Below are 14,530 nucleotides of genomic sequence, written 5' to 3'. Positions count from 1 at the left end.
GTATTTGCATTCGTAATCGATTTGAGCAGGAACTCTCTATGACCTCGCCAGCCAATAGCTTGAAGTTCGGAACCAGTGGGCTACGGGGGCTGGTAACGGATCTGCAGGGCAATGCTGCAAGGCGGTATACGGCCGCCTTCCTGCGTTACCTCAAAGAGGCGGGGACTGCGACGAGTGGGAAAGTCTATCTGGCGCGCGACTTCCGCGCGTCCAGCCCAGACATTTTGGCGGACTGCGCCGCTGCTGTCACCGCTGCGGGGATGACGCCGGTCGATTGTGGAGCGGTTCCAACGCCAGCCTTGGCGCTGCATGCGATGAGCGATGCTTCGCCAGCGATCATGGTGACTGGTAGTCATATTCCGGCGGATCGAAACGGGCTCAAATTCTACGTTCCGACCGGCGAGATTTCGAAGGCAGACGAAGCGGGTATTCTCGCTGCGCTGCAGGACGATGATATCGATGGCGCTGGCTATGGTGCTGCAAATGAGTTTGGCGCGGCGACAGAGCGCTATATTGCTCGGTTTGAGCCCATTCTGCCGATTGGCGCCCTCAACGGTCTGCGTGTGGGTGTCTATGAACACTCGACAGTCGCGCGCGATATTCTCCACCGGGTCTTGCGCCATCATGGGGCGGAAACGCTGAGCCTTGGACGCAGGACCGACTTTGTCCCGGTGGATACGGAAGCCTTTGGCGACGCCATTTTTGCGCCCCTTAAGGCGTGGCTTGATGAACATGAGATCGATGCCATTGTGTCGGCAGACGGAGACGGGGATCGTCCCCTGCTTATGGACAACACCGGCGCGTTCGTACGCGGTGACTTATTGGGCCTGCTTACGGCCAAGTTTTGCGCGGCCAAGACTGTTGTGACCCCAGTGACCTCGAACTCTGCCATTGAGCGGACAGGCTTGTTTGACAGCGTTGTTCGGACGCGAGTGGGCTCGCCTTATGTGGTGGCCGAACTTGAGGCCGCCGAAGGGCCTGCCATCGGCTTTGAGGCCAACGGCGGGACATTTGTGGGGCAGGGTGTGCTTGTGAATGGCAAGCGCCTCGCGCCTCTTGAGACACGTGATGCCGTTCTGCCGATTCTTGCTGTGCTTGGGTTGGCCGCAGCTGCGAAACAATCCGTGGCAGAAATCGTCGCTGATCTGCCATTGCAGCATGCTGTTGCCGATCGGTTACAAGACGTGCCCAGCGAGAAGAGCGGCGCGTTTCTGAAGCGCCTAGGCGAAGATCGCGCCTATGCGGAGCAGGTTTTCGCGCCGCATGGTATCTCCGGGTTTTCTGATATTGACGGACTACAGTTCCGCACAAGTTCTGCCGACATGGTGCATTTCCGGGCCTCGGGGAATGCTCCGGAACTGCGTGTTTATGTTGAGGGTTCGACGAGAGAGCGGGCAGACGAACTGCTTGCGTGGGGGCTGCAAATCGCGGCGCAAGCTGTAGCGTAACCAAAAAAAAGGGGCCGGTTGACCGGCCCCTTTTTGTCTTATTGCGCGTTGGCAGTGACGTTGATCTTGGCCAGAATGGCCATTGGATCGTCTTCCGCCGCTTCAAATTCCTCAAGCGAAATGCCGTTTTCTGATCTGGCCGAGATGCCAATGTTCAGCGTCTTGGCTGTGCCAGCAACGAATTTGCTGACAGCATCGCCGAGATCCGCTGAGTCTGCGAGGTCGGCGAGATAGGCGATAATCGTACCCTTCACCAAATCCGCGTAAACCGGGCGCATGGCGTTGGCGTCGGCGCCCATTTCGCCGCTGACGGCTGCCAGAACCACTTCGCCAATGCCGTTGTCGACCGTGGAGAGATTGAGGGTGCTGAGGGCGAGAGCACGACTGGCGGCGAGTGCCTTGATGTAGTCGACGTCAAAGAGCATTGGCGAGGCGTTGACGAGCAGGCCATCAAGTTTCACGGAACCCATATCCTTGAGGTCGAAGGAAATCTCTTCAAGGGTGATCGCTTCGTCCGCTTCGCTCCATTCTCCGGCAACACGGAAGCTGCCGTTGATTTCGGTGAGACCGGCCAAGAGCATCATCGATAGAAGTTCGTCGCTCTCGTTCTCAGGAATGTTGACGATGATATTGTTGGCAGAGACGTCGGCTTTCGACGGAATTCCGTTGATGTAATTGGCCAGCGTGAGGTCGAAATCTGCGACGGTGAGCTTAAAGGGTTCGTCGTCCACGAAGTCGAGTTCCAAGCCCGTAAACGACAGGCCTGCAAAGTTCGGCGACAGTAGGCGCTGGTTGGTGTCCATCCATTCTTCGGTGATCGGCTGCGGAGCCGCTTCGATCGCTGCGATGATGTCGGTGAAGTCAGAAGGCTTGGAGGAGATTTCAGTGATCGAGAGGTGGTTCTCGTCTTCGAAGGTGCCGCGAATGTTTTGTGCCGTCACGGCCGGGGAGAAGCCCGGCTCGATCGCGGCGATCGAAATCGTTTCGATATCGACGCGGTCGTTGAACTTGTTTTCGTCGTCACCGGACACTTCGCGGCAGTAGAAATCTTCGATTTCCGACGGGCCGGATTTTACAGAGGTTACCAGATGCGCGTAGCTGGTGAGCAGGGGCGCCAATAGCGCTAGATCGTCGCTTCCGTCCCAAATGTCGCTATCGGCAAGCTTGATGAAATTGGCGACGGCTTCTCCTACTGGGCGCATCTGCACGTCTGCACCCGATATGGAGCCTATGGCGCATTCGGTGTCGTCGGCATTCAGGCTTGCTCCGGCGATACTGAAGTTGCCGTAAAGCGGATAAAATGTGTCTTCCGCTGCTACGCTTGGCGTGGTGGTGTGGGCGATATTAGCGAGGCTAATATTATCGAATGTTAGGCTGTCGACCTGGATCGCGCCGTGCTTGTTTGAGGTTGCAATCGCGCCAATGGTCATCGTCTCCGCGGCACCAGCGCGCACATTGGTCAGGACGACATCGCTATAGGTGATCGTGGTCGACTTTGCCTTTTTGGTCTTAGGCGCGATTGTGACTAGGATCTCGGGGATCGTCAGAGAATCTGCGTTCCACTCACGCAGCTCGTTTTCATGACCGATGAGTGCATCACTAATTGCCGCACGAAGGCTGTCATCGTCTAGGGAGGAGTTGACCGCCACAAGAGACGTCAGGGCAATGGTCGGGTCGGCGGACTTGTCGGTGGGTGCCGTTGTCTCGGTGGACTGGTCTTGCGCTAATGTGGGTTGCACTGAAACGCAAAGCGCAAGTGTTGCTAAGGAAACGGCCACATATTTGGGCGCCGTTTTCAGCTTGGGCATGCCATATCTCCTCACAGTGGATCAGCTCGATCCTATCTCTGATTGGACTATATGACACTAAAGACAAAAATGCGGCCTGAGAGGCCGCATTCTTTCGCATAGTTAAATAGAGGTAAGGACTTCGATCTCGTTCGAGTTTCCGGGGATGATCTGGAAATCTCGATTGAAGACCCGATCGCCTAATTTGGCGAGGACGCTGTAATCTCCCTCAGCGAGAACAGTGCTCGGAAAGGCTCCGCGATCGGTAAAGAGCGTGGCGCCAGTGGCGTCTTTAACGGTCCATTCGACGTCGGCGATAGCCTCGCCACCTGTTTCCGAAACGAGCTTGAAGCCGACCTCGCTGGCGTGATGGTAGAGCGTCGCGTCTGTCATCTGACCGGGCTCAACGCGCAAGTCTGCACGCACTTCGGCGTTGATCGTGCCGAAATGGGAGACGATCTGATAGGTTCCCGCATTGAGGGTGACGATCTCGTTCGCGCGGATACCGTCAGCGATCAGCGCGCGATTGGCGCCGTCTCCAGTGGTGTAAATCTCAAATGTCAAAAGCTGCGGCGATATGGGGATGTCACCGGTAACGGCAGAATGCAAACGTAGTCCGCCAACATTCAGAATGACGTCCTTCTGCATACCACCGGGCAGGATTGTGATGGATTCGCTGTATTGAGCACGTCCATAAGCGACATGAAGCATGTATTCGCCGGGACGGAGTTCGATGCGAGCATTGGCGGTTTCCGCCTTGGCAACCAATGCCATCTCGCCGCTTTCATCGGGGTTGCCCTCAAAAACGCGCCAGATAAGGCCTTCGGTGATCGGGGTGCCGCCTTCAATGATCCGAGCGCTAAGTGTCACTGGCTGAGGGATGTCGGCCGCAGCTTCAATTGCGGCCTGTGCTTCAACGGCAGCGCGTTCCTGCTCGGGGCTCATTTCCTCCGGCTGCGCGTCCCGATCCGGGCGTGCACGCGGTAGGGGCGGGATTTCGGCGCTAGCTTGGGCATAGCTGGCGACGGGAGCCATAGCTGTTGGAACGGCAGTCAGCAGGACGGCCAATATCGCTAGGAGTGGAGCAAAACGCATAAGGTCTCCCAAGGAACGCAGGGCAGGCGACTCTCAGGTCGTCTCTAACCAATCATTGCGGAAAAGCTGTGTCATACCCTAAGCCATTTTGGAACAGGGCGCAGCGCTTTGGCCAAGATTGCCGCAGGAAAGACTTGGCGCGCAGGCAGTGGGGGACTATTGCACGAGCATTGGGAAAGGAACCATCATGGCCGTCAACACTGCGCTGCGCGATTATCTCCTCACTCGTCGTTCGGTCGGCCTTGGGTTTCTGAATGAACCTGGCCCGAGCCAGGCTGAACTGGACACTATTCTGACCATCGCAACGCGCGTGCCTGATCACGGTAAGATCACGCCTTGGAGGCTGGTCGTTTACGCGGGTGAGGCCCGTGCGCTTGTCGGCGAGCGTTTGGCTGCGATCGCTCAGAAGCGGTTTCCCACCTATGACGACGCTTCGCTGGATGTCGAGCGGAAGCGTTTCCTGCCTGCACCGCTCACCATTGGTGTGATCTCGCGTCCGCAAGAGCACCCCAAGGTGCCAGAACTCGAACAGGTGCTCTCTGCGGGGAATGTTGCCTTCAATCTCATTCACGCAGCGCATGCCCATGGCTATGCAGCGTCGTGGATCACCCGCTGGTTTGCCTTCGATCAGGAGGCCGCGAGCATGCTTGGCGCGAAAGAGGGTGAGCAGTTTGTCGGTTTCGTTCACATCGGCACGCCGAGTGTTACGCCTGAGGAGCGCCCGCGTCCGGATTTGACATCGGTCGTTTCGTATTACGAGGGCTAAAACCAGCACAGTTTTGCGGCGTGTCCTTAAGTTAACGAAATATTGCTGTGTGTCTTGTGGTAGGCTTGGGAAAGCTGATTCACAGGACACGCTCGATCGAATGGGCATTAAACCCGTTTCAATTCCCCAGAATTTGGTCAACGCGCTCACTGCTGCGGGGGAAAAAAGCGGTGTGGATTTCAGCTACTTGCTGCAGACCGCAGTACGTGAGAGCAGTCTAAATCCTAGTGCCAAGGCCAGAACATCGTCAGCTGTTGGTCTATTCCAGTTTCTGGAAGGGACTTGGCTGCAGGTGATGAAAACCGACGGCCCTCGGCTTGGCTATCAGCGGTACGCCGACGAAATCACACGCACGCCTGATGGCGATTACGTCGTTCGAGATCCCCGGAAGAAAGCCGAGATTCTTGCTTTGCGCGAGAACCCACAGATTGCAGCTGATTTGGCCGCAGCCTTCACGCGTTCAAATGGCGATTTTCTGAAGACCGCGTTTGGGCGTATGCCTAGCGCTGGCGAACTCTATATCGCGCATTTTCTGGGTGCACAGGGCGCGGAGCGCATGTTCCAGGCAGGATTGCAAAATCCCGAGCAAGTTGCGGTCAACCTGTTCCCGAAGCAGGCGAATGCCAACCAAACGATATTTTATGACGGCTCAGGTAAGCCACGTACTATTCGTGAGGTTTATCAGGTGCTTGTAGCAAAGCATAATGCCGAGCCCAACGCTGGTTTTGCAGCACAGCAGATCAGTTCGTCCACGCCAACGAAACCAATTGAGCCTGCGGTTCCTTCGCGGTTTTCTCCGGCGAATATGTCTTTTACTGGTCTATTTCGAACAGAACCAGAAGCAGCGACTGATGAGGGAAATGGCAACGCCGCATTCTTCACGCAGCTCTATAGCCAGTAAGTTTTAGCGATCAGGCAAGGCCCTAAGTATTTTATAGTATCCGCACCGCCGTCGTTTATGGTGAACGCTTCCTTAAACTTCTGACAGTACTTTCATTTCCTAGTGCTGGAGGAAGTGTATGGTCGGATACCAAGCCTTTGCTGAGCTGTGTCAATCGGCAGACAGTGATGCGCGTGGTCATGCCGCTCATCTGGCCGCTTTGGCCTATCTCGACCATCGTGGGCATGCCGAAGAACACGCCGCGCTTTATGCGGCCCTGATTGGCTTTCTCGATGATCCATCAGTTAAAGTTCGAGCGGCATTGGCCTATGGGCTACTGCACGCTGACACTGCCCCGCGTCCTGTCATCTTGTCGTTGTTGGGCGATAGCCCGGTAATCTCGCGGGCAGTGCTGCAATATTCGCCCGTTCTAATCGATGCGGATCTTGCTCCGTTGATCCGGCGAGGCGAAATTTCTGACCTGGTCGCGATTGCGCAGCGTCGGTCCATCAGCGCCCGACTAGCGGGAATGATGTTAGAGGCCGAGCAGCGCGAAGTCTCTTTGTTGCTGTTGCGGCGGTTAGAGGTAGCTGCGCCTGCTGAGGTGCTTCTGGCGTTGGCGATGCGCCATTCGGGTGACCCGCAGGTCCGCGGTGCATTGTTGGCGAGACAAGACTTGCCGGCACAAGGGCGATTAATTCTCATTCGAGCTGTGGCTGAGGGGCTGAAGTCTTGTCGGGTCGTGAAAGGCTCGCTGACGAGTGGGCGTCTCAATAAGATACTTCGCGACAGTCTTGATACGGCTATTTCAGTGATCGGCGAGGCGAGTGACGGTGACACTCGTTATGTGGATGACCTTGCCGTCAGCGAAAACCTCAACACGCGCACTCTGCTGCACGCGCTGGTCAATGGCCGCGTGCTCTTCTTCTCCGATTGCATAGGGCATTTGGCAGGCGTGAAGACTGAGAAGGTGTTCTCCGTGCTCAACTCGGGTGGACGTGCAACGGTCGCGGCACTCTTTGCGCGTGCCGGGCTGGCACCATCTGTCGTGGGGCTGATGGTGCGGTTCATTCAACACGCCCGTATGACAGATCTTTCTGACGACGTGTCGGCGCGCCACTATGTGGTCACCGCGCTGACTGAAGAGCTGTTGGCGGAGTATTCGAACGACATCCCATTCGAGCTTGAAGAAGCATTCGGGTATTTGAGTGAGCAAAATATCACCTTAGCGCGACAGGCCGCGAGAGGTGTGGTTTCGGCTTTTGCAGAACACCGCATAGGTGCGTTCGCGCTCCCCGCGCCAGCCGAGGAGCGCATTGCGCTGCCGGCGGCCTAGAAGCGGAACTGTTCCGTTAGGACCCGCTCTTCCAGACTGGTGCCGGGATCAAACATCAACGCTACGGCGTGTGTTCGATCTTCGCGTACGCTCACAGATGCAACATTATGAAATTCCACATTGTCTGCCACAGCGCTTACTGGTCGCTTGTCGCTTTCACGCGTCAGGAACGTGACTTCTGCGCGGTTTGACAGAATGGCCCCGCGCCAGCGGCGTGGGCGGAACGGCGAGATTGGGGTAAGGGCCAGCAGCGGAGCCTCAATGGGCAGGATCGGACCATGCGCAGAGAGGTTATATGCGGTGGACCCGGCCGGCGTTGCGAGGAGGGCGCCATCGCAAATCAATTCTTCCAGACGCACTTCGCCATCGACCAAAATCTGCAGTTTCGCGGCTTGGTAGGTTGAGCGGAACAGGGACACTTCATTGATGGCGAGTGCCGAACGCGTCTCGCCGGACTGATCCGTGACGGTCATCGACAGTGGATAGATATGCGTCCGCTGCGCGTCGTTGAGGCGTTGGAGAAGGTTCTCTTCGTTGTATGGGTTCATCATGAACCCAACCGAGCCGAAGTTCATGCCATAGACTGGGATGTTCTGGCCCATCACCTGGTGCAGTGTCTGCAACATCAAGCCATCGCCGCCGAGAGCAACAACGACGTCGGCGTCAGCCAGTTCATGGGCGCCATAAGCGAGGCGTAGCCTTGCAGCGGCTTCATCAGCAGCTGGGGTGATGTTCGATACGAAACATATCCGCGACAAAGATAGGTCGGACAAGTGCGGCTCCATTGAAGTCGCTCTTGCCTAGCATGCTAGGGTGCGGCGGACCATCCTGCACAAGGCGTAGACCTCCCCCAATTCAGTACTTGCTGGCAGAGCAGGCCGCGAGCGTTCTGTTCGATCAGATTTCAGAACCGTAGCGGTGAAAGTGAAGCTTCGGCTTTGGCCTGCGTTCTTTTTGTTGAGCGAGAACAGGGATGACGAGCAGCGATAGGTTGCCTGCACTGCGGAGAGCTCGCAGTGTCTTCTTGACCGTGTGCTGAGGCGTGCTTGCCCAATGGGAGACGAGCAGCGCGACTTGAACTAAGGGCGTCACATAGAGGGTATCAGCGAGCTCACCCATGGCGGCGGTGTCGATAATGACGATGTCGAAGTGGCTGCGCGCCTTTGTAATCAAATGTTCAAAGCCTCTTCCACCAAGCAAGTCAGTCGGTGAAATGTCTTCCCTTTCTGCCCCGACGACGACCCTGAGCGGGCTCAAAGGATCCGTTGTGACGAGGGTGTCGAAATTTGTGTCAGTGATTGGCCTAACAAGGTGGTCGACAAGAGCCAGCGACGGCCCGATTTTGAGGTTGCGATGAACGCCGGGATCACGGAGATCCCCATCGATCAGTAGGGTACTGGCGCCGGAACGAGCAAAACACCGCGCTAGCGCAACAGCCAACGTGGTCTTTCCCTCACCAATGGTTGTCGAGCACACCATAATGACCAAGCCACCATCGGTTACAGACTTTGATGGTGAGACTGCGAAGCCGATTGAGGCCCGCAATCTGCGTACGGCTTCGGAGTAGGCAGAACTCGGGTCATCGACGATCAATTCTGCAACAGAATCTGCGTCTGTTCGAGATCGGGCACGGGGCAACACGCTGGCCTCGTCCAGTTTAAGCGCGCTGGCCATTTGCTCGTCGGTCATAAAGCCACCGATCAGGTGCTCATATAGCAGTGCCAGTGCGATACCGGCCATCAGGCCTGCTATCGCCGATAGAGTGAGTGTAAGGCCGTAATTTGGGCTGGAAGGGTAGAGCGGCACAATCGCTGCCGATATGATTTGGCTGTCCGCTACTTGGAGATCGGTTTGTGCGGTTAGATCCCGCAACCGCTCGAGAAGTGAATGGTATTGTGCGGTGGCGACATCGGCATTGCGTAAGAGCTCGTTTTGGCTCTCAACGATGTCTGGCCTGAAAATGGGGCGATGAAATGCTGCTTGGTTTGCTTGGTGGGCGGGTAGGGGCTGGCTCATCTCGAAGCTGCGATCTCGCTCAGCAGCTGCATTGGCGATATCGATTTTTGCATCTTCTATGTGGCGAGCAAGGATCGCCCGATGATTTTCGAGGTTGGAAATCTTGTGGCGAAGCTGAGCTGCGATATAGGTTTCGGCAAGGCTATTGGCGACAGTTGCAGCACGCTCGGGACTAGCGGAATGCGCAGTAATGGCAATGATGAAGGTCTCGCCACGTCGTTTCACAGTGGTTGATCTGCGCATTTTTGTGAGCGCGCTATGCAATGCTTCAGCGGTGCTTGGTTTAGTGTGGCTCACTAGGCCCAGAGTTGCGAGCGCTCTTTGCGCGAGTCCTGCTGGGGCTGGAGTATCCGCTAACATTGCCCCTATTGGTGTCCGTCGGATTGTTTCGAGGAGAACGGCGTCGGACCGGATGAATTCGACTTCACTATCGATCCTCGCACTGGCTTCACCACCGGCGTCTGAGCTCGAGGTTGGATCTAATAGATTTTTGTCGCTCGGATCGAATAGGACAAGTGCTGTCGCGGTGTAGAGCGGTTTTGTCAGGAAAAGATGTGTCGCTGCAATTGCAATAAAAATAAACGCCACTCCCAAAGCTAGGGGTGATTGTCGTTGTATTGATAGAAGTATTTGCCGAATATCTATTTCGGCTCTTTCCATTTCGATCTTCTTTGTTTGGTCGTCGTGTTTAGTTTTATCAATAAGGATACGTCTTGAATATTGGTTTTTTCAGTAGTGGTGGCGGGAATTGAAAATAATTTAATGCGCAGCAATTATTTGCGCCCACATGCCACCTTTTTCTGAGTGGCGCGTTGACCTTACAGGGTACAAGATCGGCATCGAGAATTCTTGGACCTCTGCCGATATGGCTTTGCTAGAGCGATGCCCCGTATGGTCAATCTGCTGATATTTTTAAAAGCTTAGGATTGATCGTATTACGTGTTTAAACATAAGAGTGTTCAGAGATTTCTGTGAAAAATTGGATGTCATAAATTCCAGCCGACATGGGATGAATGCGATGCGTCGTAGAACTATAATTTTGAATATTCTGGTGGCTGTCGCCATGAGCTTTCAGCCCGTATATGCCGCCGATCTGCCAACTCTCACTCTGACTGCTGGTTCCAATACGGTCGTATATGATCGCGATGCGCTGGAGGCCATGCCTCAGACGGAGATTAGCACCACAAGCCCCTGGACTGAGGGCGTCGTTCAATACAAGGGCGTTGCGCTGAGCCATCTTCTTGAAGTGAGTGGTGCGGATGGCGCCATGGCTATCGTTACGGCCCTTAACGATTATAGCGTGGACATTCCCACAAGTGATTTTGCCGAGTTCGGTCCGATCCTAGCCATCAAAAGGGATGGGGAATATATGCCGGTGTCTGACAAGGGGCCATTCTTCATCGTCTATCCCTTTGATGAAAATCCGGCATTGCGCCAGCAGCCCTATCACGGGCGCGCCGTGTGGCAGGTTAAGGCCATTGCCATCCCCTAGCCTGACGCTCATGAAAGGGCACAGGACGTAAAATGCACCCATTGCGGATTATTTTGGCGGTTCTGGTCGTCGGTTTTGTGACTGCCGCCAGTTACATTACGCTCCTTCTGTATGATCGGTATGCGGCGCTGGACCAAGCCGGTCTCTGGAACGTCACGTGGATGTTTACGCAAGCTCCAAGCGAATTCTCTCGCCTAGAGCATAGGGTGAGCGGGTACGCCGCTGGGCTTCCCGGAGTGGATGAGAATGAAGTCCGCCTAAGGTTTGACATTGTCGTCAGTCGCTTGAGTACTCTGAACGGAAGAGAAGCTTCCGTATTTCTCGGACAGTCACCCCTGAGCGTGGCGACATTACAAGAGCTCGGTGCGGCATTGGTTCGGGTTGAGCCAATGTTGGATGAGCTCGACGAGCCGGGAAAACCTGCTGAAATCCTAAGTATACTTGAGCCCATATTTCCAAAATTGGCGCGGCTATCCGTCGATGCAAACACGTGGAACTCGGCAAATCTCAATCGTGATCGGCGCGCCTTATTCGATTTGCAATGGGCATTCACAGGCGTGGCGTTTGGCTTGATTGGAGGCGGCTGCTTGCTCGTTGGCATGTTGCTGTTCCACAATCGGCTCTTGGGTCGCGCGCAGGATGTGTTGCGTCAGAAAGAGCAGTCGCTTGTCATCCAAAACGCTCGTTTTGATGCGGCGCTACAAGCGATGTCAGTGGGGCTGTGTCTGCTCGATCATGAAGACACTTTGATTGTCTATAACGCTCGCTTTTTAGAACTGTTTTCGCTCGATGCTTCGCGCAACTGGGAAGGTATCCATATTAGCGAAGCTCTGGACGGCCATTTATCGGGCGGCGACATTTTTGCGGATACGGCGGCAGACGGCGAAAGCAGCGACGATATCACTATTCTGAGTAGCCGCGTGCAGCACATGCCGAATGGCATTGTGCTTAGGGTCTCGCGGGAAAAGACGATTGAAGGCGGTTGGGTCTGTACCTTTGAGGATATTACAGAGCGCCAACGCGCGCAGGATCGCGTCGTCCAGATGGCACGGCACGATGCGCTGACGGGCATGGCCAATCGCCTCTACTTCTGGGAGCGCACTGCGCAAGCTCTGCGGCAAAACAAGGACGCGGGCCGAGGCCTGGCTGTGCTGTACTTGGATCTCGATCGCTTCAAAGAGGTCAACGATACGCTTGGGCACCAAGTTGGCGACGAGCTGCTACGCGATGTGGCTGCTCGAATTATGTCCACGGTCGATCCTCGCGACATCGTTGCGCGCCTAGGTGGGGACGAATTTGCCATTCTGCATGTCAGTAAGGGCGATGCCGAGGAGAGTTGCCGGCGCTTGGCAGCACGCCTGCTGACCGTCATTGGTGAACCATACCTCATTTTTGGGCATGAAGTGTCTGTGAGCACCAGCATCGGCATTGCACTCGCATTCGAAACCGATCTGCATCCTGATACTCTTATGAAGAACGCGGATTTGGCGCTGTATAATGTTAAGGCAGAAGGGAGGGCGGCCTATCGCTTCTTCTCGATGCGGATGCTTGAGGATCTGCAACATAGGCGCAACCTCGACATCGACATGCGTCAGGGGATCGAGCTTGGACAATTCGAGGTCCACTATCAGCCACTAGTTCTGCTCAAGACAGGCAAGATCGTTGCTGGTGAAGCATTGCTGCGCTGGCGTCACCCGGAGAGGGGCCTCGTGCCTCCGGGCGAGTTCATTCACATTGCCGAAGAGACCGGTTTCATCAATAAGCTTGGCGAGTGGGTCTTGCAGCGCGCGTGTCGCGATGCGCTTCAATGGCCTGGCGACATTAGCGTGTCCGTGAATCTCTCGCCTATGCAGTTCCGGGACAGCAATCTCGTCAAGAGCGTTGCTGCTGCCCTTGTCCAGAGCGGGCTCAATCCATCACGTCTTGAGCTTGAAATCACTGAATCTGTATTGCTGCAGAAGAATGACGCAAATCTCGAGGCGCTGCGCCAACTCAAGAGTTTGGGCCTGACGATTGCCCTAGACGACTTTGGGACGGGATATTCGTCGCTGAGTTATCTACAGCGCTTCCCATTTGATAAGATCAAGATCGACCAAAGTTTTGTGCGAGATGTCGATCGCTGGCCGGACAGTCTTCCAATTTTGCAGTCCATCGCGAGCTTGGGGAAGAATCTAGGGATGAAGACGACAGCTGAAGGCGTGGAAACCGCAGCTCAGCTCGAGATTATTACCAATGCCGGGTTCATTGAAGCGCAGGGCTATTATTTCAGCCGACCTGTGCCGCTTCCTCAATTTATGGAGCTGGTCGAAGGGCGCATGGGCGGCGTGACGCAGTTAAACGCGCTACCTCGGCCTGCATAGCGCAATTGGCCATTTGTCGCCTATTTGGTGTAGAGCGTTGAATGTGCAGAGAAAAGCGCGAGTTTCCGTCGGTCTTTGCAAAGAAGAAGCACTTGGCGCCATAGCGCCTGCTCGGATATCTGGCGGCAGACTTCGTTGCCCGTTGACCCACCGTGTAAATAGATCAACAACACCCTGGCAGTGATATTAGGCTGCCGCATGCCGCCCATATTCAAGCAATTGCAGCAAGTTTACACGCGAGATGCTCCGGCAATAGAGGGGGGCGGCGAGTTTTATACGCTCAGGCTATAGCCCTATTGGAATAGCCTACAGCCGCTCACTATCCTTAGATAATGTTGTGCCTTCGAAAATGGCGTGAACGTTAATCGCATTTTATTTTGTAGAAATTCCGAAAATCTAACTAAACCCTTCCAGGGAAATCATTTATTGCTCAAGTATATAGCGGAGCGGATTTCCCATGAAAATAAATTTGATTGCTGCAGCATTGCTGTTTGGTTTGACCGGTCAGGTGAGTGCGGATCCATTGAGCATCGACGCGCCGAGCGCTAGCTGGGCCGGCGCTTATATTGGCGCCTTTGGCGGCTGGACAAATAGTAAGACGACTGGGACCGACGTGACGGGCGAGGAGTGGGGCCCACCTGGTGCCATCCTTGGCATGACCGATGCTGGTCTAATCGGCGGCGTGGCGGCAGGCTACAATTTCCAGAACGGTAACTGGGTATTTGGTCCCGAGCTAGAGTTGGGTTGGATTTCCAATGACAAGCTCTATGTCGATCCAACCGACGACGATGACGGTGTCTATACTCAGTACGGCTTCTATGGCGCTCTAACTGGCCGCGTAGGTTATGTAGCCAACAATACTTTGTTCTATGGCAAGGGCGGTGTTGTTTTTGCTAATATGAGAAACGCTGGCGGTGAATTTGACGGTATCGGCAACGAAGACGGCAGAGGCAAGTGGGGGTTCGACGGTAACGAAGCTGGCTTCGGCGAAGAGACGCGTACTGGTCTGACCGTTGGGGCGGGTATGGAGCACGCTCTAAGCGATAATTGGACGTTCAAGACCGAATATATGTTTGCTGATTTCGGCACTAAAACCTACGGCCACGTAGACGGTGATATGTCGCAGCCGTTTGACTTTAATAACCATATTCATACGGTAAAAGTCGGACTGAATTACCGGTTCTGATTTAAGTTTTTATCAAAATCTTTGAGAACCGGCACTCGTGCCGGTTTTTTCTTTTTCGGTCGCAGTTTAGACGAATGAGGCTTCGTACTGGCTTGTAACGAAGTGCCTCGCCGACCTCATTTGCATTAGTTTGTGAACAGCGATGGGCAGCCGTTTTCGTTCCA

Annotated in this window: 11 protein-coding genes; 7 read left to right on the top strand and 4 right to left on the bottom strand. The window is 55.0% G+C overall.

Features of this window, described 5'->3' with window-relative positions; translation table 11 throughout:
- The first annotated feature begins 38 nt into the window (after positions 1-38).
- Positions 39-1,448, top strand: coding sequence for a phosphomannomutase (locus H4N61_RS10825; protein ID WP_182393989.1), 1,410 nt, complete (start codon positions 39-41; stop codon positions 1,446-1,448).
- A 38-nt stretch (positions 1,449-1,486) separates the two neighbouring features.
- Here the strand turns inward: H4N61_RS10825 and H4N61_RS10820 are convergent, their stop codons facing one another.
- Complete coding sequence (locus tag H4N61_RS10820; protein WP_182393988.1) at positions 1,487-3,256, bottom strand: hypothetical protein; 1,770 nt, start codon at positions 3,254-3,256, stop codon at positions 1,487-1,489.
- A gap of 102 nt (positions 3,257-3,358) precedes the next feature.
- Positions 3,359-4,330, bottom strand: a complete 972-nt coding sequence (locus H4N61_RS10815; protein ID WP_182393987.1) for a hypothetical protein — start codon at positions 4,328-4,330, stop codon at positions 3,359-3,361.
- Positions 4,331-4,517: 187 nt separating this feature from the next.
- Here H4N61_RS10815 and H4N61_RS10810 point away from each other — a divergent pair, with 187 nt between their 5' ends.
- From H4N61_RS10810 to H4N61_RS10800, 3 genes are all read left to right on the top strand, one after another.
- Positions 4,518-5,096 (top strand): nitroreductase, encoded by a 579-nt coding sequence (locus H4N61_RS10810; protein WP_182393986.1) that lies wholly within the window; start codon positions 4,518-4,520, stop codon positions 5,094-5,096.
- 100 nt (positions 5,097-5,196) lie between these two features.
- A complete protein-coding gene (locus H4N61_RS10805; RefSeq protein ID WP_182393985.1) occupies positions 5,197-5,997 on the top strand; it encodes a transglycosylase SLT domain-containing protein in 801 nt (266 codons plus the stop codon).
- A gap of 118 nt (positions 5,998-6,115) precedes the next feature.
- A complete protein-coding gene (locus H4N61_RS10800) occupies positions 6,116-7,312 on the top strand; it encodes a DUF2336 domain-containing protein (RefSeq protein WP_182393984.1) in 1,197 nt (398 codons plus the stop codon).
- Here H4N61_RS10800 and H4N61_RS10795 read toward each other — a convergent pair.
- Together H4N61_RS10795 and H4N61_RS10790 are read right to left on the bottom strand one after the other, a co-directional pair.
- Entirely contained in the window at positions 7,309-8,085 is a 777-nt protein-coding gene (locus tag H4N61_RS10795) for an NAD kinase (protein WP_248306506.1), read from the bottom strand. The genes H4N61_RS10800 and H4N61_RS10795 overlap by 4 nt on opposite strands.
- 124 nt (positions 8,086-8,209) lie before the next feature.
- Complete coding sequence (locus H4N61_RS10790) at positions 8,210-9,988, bottom strand: Wzz/FepE/Etk N-terminal domain-containing protein (RefSeq protein WP_182393982.1); 1,779 nt, start codon at positions 9,986-9,988, stop codon at positions 8,210-8,212.
- A 358-nt stretch (positions 9,989-10,346) separates the two neighbouring features.
- On the opposite strand from H4N61_RS10790, the gene H4N61_RS10785 reads away from it, so the two are divergent.
- The 3 genes from H4N61_RS10785 to H4N61_RS10775 all read left to right on the top strand — a co-directional run bounded on the left by H4N61_RS10785 (position 10,347) and on the right by H4N61_RS10775 (position 14,366).
- Entirely contained in the window at positions 10,347-10,820 is a 474-nt protein-coding gene (locus H4N61_RS10785) for an oxidoreductase (protein WP_182393981.1), read from the top strand.
- Positions 10,821-10,852: 32 nt separating this feature from the next.
- Positions 10,853-13,180 (top strand): EAL domain-containing protein, encoded by a 2,328-nt coding sequence (locus H4N61_RS10780; protein ID WP_182393980.1) that lies wholly within the window; start codon positions 10,853-10,855, stop codon positions 13,178-13,180.
- Positions 13,181-13,637: 457 nt separating this feature from the next.
- Complete coding sequence (locus H4N61_RS10775) at positions 13,638-14,366, top strand: outer membrane protein (protein WP_169194996.1); 729 nt, start codon at positions 13,638-13,640, stop codon at positions 14,364-14,366.
- Positions 14,367-14,530 lie beyond the last annotated feature (164 nt).

This window comes from Devosia sp. MC521 (assembly GCF_014127105.1).
Taxonomy (GTDB): Bacteria; Pseudomonadota; Alphaproteobacteria; order Rhizobiales; family Devosiaceae; genus Devosia.
The sequence above is the reverse complement of the archived record's forward strand: the minus strand, read 5'-3'. Positions and strand labels throughout refer to the sequence as shown.